We start from the raw sequence: 2,748 nt of genomic DNA, 5'->3' as shown, positions 1-2,748 counted from the left end.
TGATGGATTTTTGTCTTCGATATTTTTCAATGCTAACTGAATCGATTCATTCAGGACTTCTTCTAATAAGACAACTTTGCCTTTACGTGTGGACATTTTCTTTCCATCCTTCAGCATCATGCCGAATGGAATATGAACCAAATGATCTGCCCAGTCAAAATTCATTTTTGTCAGTACTGCCTTTAGTTGTTTAAAATGAAGGCTTTGCTCATTCCCTACTACATATAAAGATTTCACAAATTGATATTGATCAAACCGATACTTAGCCGCTGCCAAATCCCTGGTAGCGTACAAAGTGGCACCGTCTGATTTTTTTATCAGGCAAGGAGGAAACTCTTCTTCATTCAGCATAACTACCTGTGCTCCAGCAGATTCCTCTAAAAGCCCGCTATTTTCCAGCTGCTCCACGATTTCATCCATTTTATCATTGTAAAAGGCTTCCCCAGCAAATGAATCAAATTCAATCCCCAGCAAATTATAGATCTTTGAGAATTCTTTCAGTGATTCATCTCTGAACCATTTCCACAGCTCCAAGGCAGTTTCGTCACCATCTTCCAGTCTTTTAAACCAATCGCGGCCGGTCTGTTCAAGTTCGGGATTAACTTCTGCCTCCTCATGAAATTTAATATATAGGGTCAGTAATTCTTTAATTGGATTCTTCTTCACTGCTTCTTCGGAACCCCACCGCTTGTAGGCAGTGATCAGCTTTCCAAATTGTGTTCCCCAATCGCCTAAGTGATTGATTTTAACAGGATTGTAGCCAGTTTTCTCGAGAATTAGAGCGATTGCATGACCAATCACTGTTGACCGAAGGTGCCCCATTGAAAAAGGCTTTGCGATGTTTGGGGAGGACATATCAATAGCAACAACACCATTGTTTCCTATTGAAACATCACCATAATGTTCTTTTTGCTCAATAATATTATTCAAAACATCTTGAGCAACACTGGTTTTATTTAAAAACACATTCACATAACCGCTTGCTGGTTCCACTTTTTCAAAAAGTTCCGGACTTACGCCTTGCAATCTCTGACTGAGTTCTTCGGCAATTTTTGCAGGAGCCGTACGCATAAGCTTTGCAAGCTGGAAACATGGGAAAGCCAGATCACCCTGGTTTGTAAATCTAGGTTTTTCTATCAGCCGCTCTGCTTCCTGGATGGTAAGCTTATCATCTAACTCTGACACTATAACTTCAGCATACTTCGTTACATACTTCATCCCAAACCCTCCCAAAAAAATAAAAAACTCCCGTCTCAATAAAAGAGACGAGAGTTAAATCCCGCGGTACCACCCTAATTGTTCCACAAAAGGAACCTGCTTGCATTGATAACGGAATCTCTCCGGCTTGCCCTACTGATTTCAGGCAGGCATCTCAAAAGTGCGCTTCATTATTCAGTCGCACCAGGCTTTCACCTTCCCTGGCTCGCTGCAGCAGACATTGAATAACTACTCTCTTTTTCATCGATTAGATATTTTTACCATTATATACAACCGTACTTAAACTTTGCAACCATTATTTTATGATTAATGCAGTATCAAATTCCTGAATAGATCTATTGCGTTCATCGAATCTTTAACTGTTGTTTCCACCTGTGTACTCACGAATAATTTTCTCCAGAAGGTTTTTGCCGGTTCATTCTTTTCAACTTGCGTGATGCTCCATTTTCCTGGAAACAGGTCAAAGAGTTTAACTGCAGCTTCTTTTCCAAATCCCATGCGGAAAAATTTCCTCATTACGAAGCAATTTTCCACCTTCTTATTGAAAACAACAATTGCTGACAAGTCGCAAATCTTATTCACCCCGCTTAGGGTAAGTAAATTCATAACAAATCTCTTTTCCATTTAGAGTTATTTTTACTATTTCATATCCTGTGCTGGAAGCTAAGATTTGAGATGAACCATCCTTTGATTTCTCCTCCCATTCACCTGTTGATTTAATTTTATTAAGGTAATTTCTGTATTCCTTCAAACTGGCTTTTTCCCAAATGTATTTTTCGGTGTGGCCATACTTCTCTACAGGTTCCAATCCAACCGGGAAAGGCAGAGTGTCATATCCATGTGTAGTATAAAGCTGTTCATCATGGATGTATGGCTTTTGATCCTTAAACTGCAATGTAGCAATTAAATGAAATATTTCTGCGTATTCAAGCTTTGGAAAGTCAAAACTGAAATGAGTGGTTTTATTCGCTGCATTAACGAAGAAGTGATAGCGCAGTGAAACATCTGTCATTTTCACATGTTCAATATAGAGAGTTGTGGGATAAGGGAAATGTTCCAATTCCTTTTCTACATACATTGCACCGGTGCTGGTTATCTTTTTTTGTTCATCTTCTGTCACTATATCTGCATAACCAACCGGTATTGAGCTTTCTTCTTTAAAAAACGTATAGCCATCTTTAGTTTTTTCCCCATGTATATTCGCTACTTTCCATGTGAATTGACTGTTCTTGCTTAAAGAGGAAACAGGTGCTTCCTGCGTTTCATAGTTTGATTGCAATTGAAATAGAATTCCTGCTGAAATGAACAGAAATAGGCTGGTAAGCAGTACATTCTTCCATTCAAATATTCTTAATACAGGTCTCTCATTTGTTTTTGCTCTAATTGAATTGGTGATCCGGTTACGAATTGCTTCTTTTTTGTAGGCAGCAGGTTTGATTTGTTTCAGAATCTTCCAATTTTCATCAAAATGATTGTTCAATTTGACTGCCTCCTTTTAACACATCCATTTTTTTCAAAGCTGCTAAAGCC

Annotated in this window: 3 protein-coding genes and 1 other annotated feature; all 3 genes read right to left on the bottom strand. The window is 38.6% G+C overall.

All coding sequences use genetic code 11. The features are described from left to right. Positions 1-1,218, bottom strand: a 1,218-nt coding sequence (argS, locus tag WB217_RS15080; protein WP_423994062.1) for an arginine--tRNA ligase, incomplete at its 3' end; no start/stop codon positions are given. A 40-nt stretch (positions 1,219-1,258) separates the two neighbouring features. Further along, positions 1,259-1,471 (bottom strand) — a binding site (T-box leader). A 53-nt stretch (positions 1,472-1,524) separates the two neighbouring features. After that, positions 1,525-1,824 carry a hypothetical protein gene (locus tag WB217_RS15075; protein ID WP_423994061.1) on the bottom strand — a complete coding sequence of 100 codons (300 nt, stop codon included), beginning with the start codon at positions 1,822-1,824 and terminating at the stop codon, positions 1,525-1,527. Then, the gene (locus tag WB217_RS15070) at positions 1,793-2,698 is read right to left on the bottom strand and encodes a hypothetical protein (RefSeq protein WP_423994060.1); all 906 of its coding nucleotides are present in this window, start codon (positions 2,696-2,698) and stop codon (positions 1,793-1,795) included. Before WB217_RS15070 ends, WB217_RS15075 begins: the two co-directional genes overlap by 32 nt. Positions 2,699-2,748 lie beyond the last annotated feature (50 nt).

Origin of the sequence: Mesobacillus sp. (assembly GCF_049588175.1) — a bacterium.
Classification (GTDB): Bacteria; Bacillota; Bacilli; order Bacillales; family Cytobacillaceae; genus Mesobacillus.
Note: the sequence above shows the minus strand (reverse complement) of the source record. Positions and strands in the feature narration are given on the sequence as shown.

Excerpts from the sequence above, each read along its gene's own strand:
- WB217_RS15075 (WP_423994061.1), bottom strand. The coding sequence starts at position 1,824 with ATGAATTTACTTACCCTAAGCGGGGTGAATAAGATTTGCGACTTGTCA.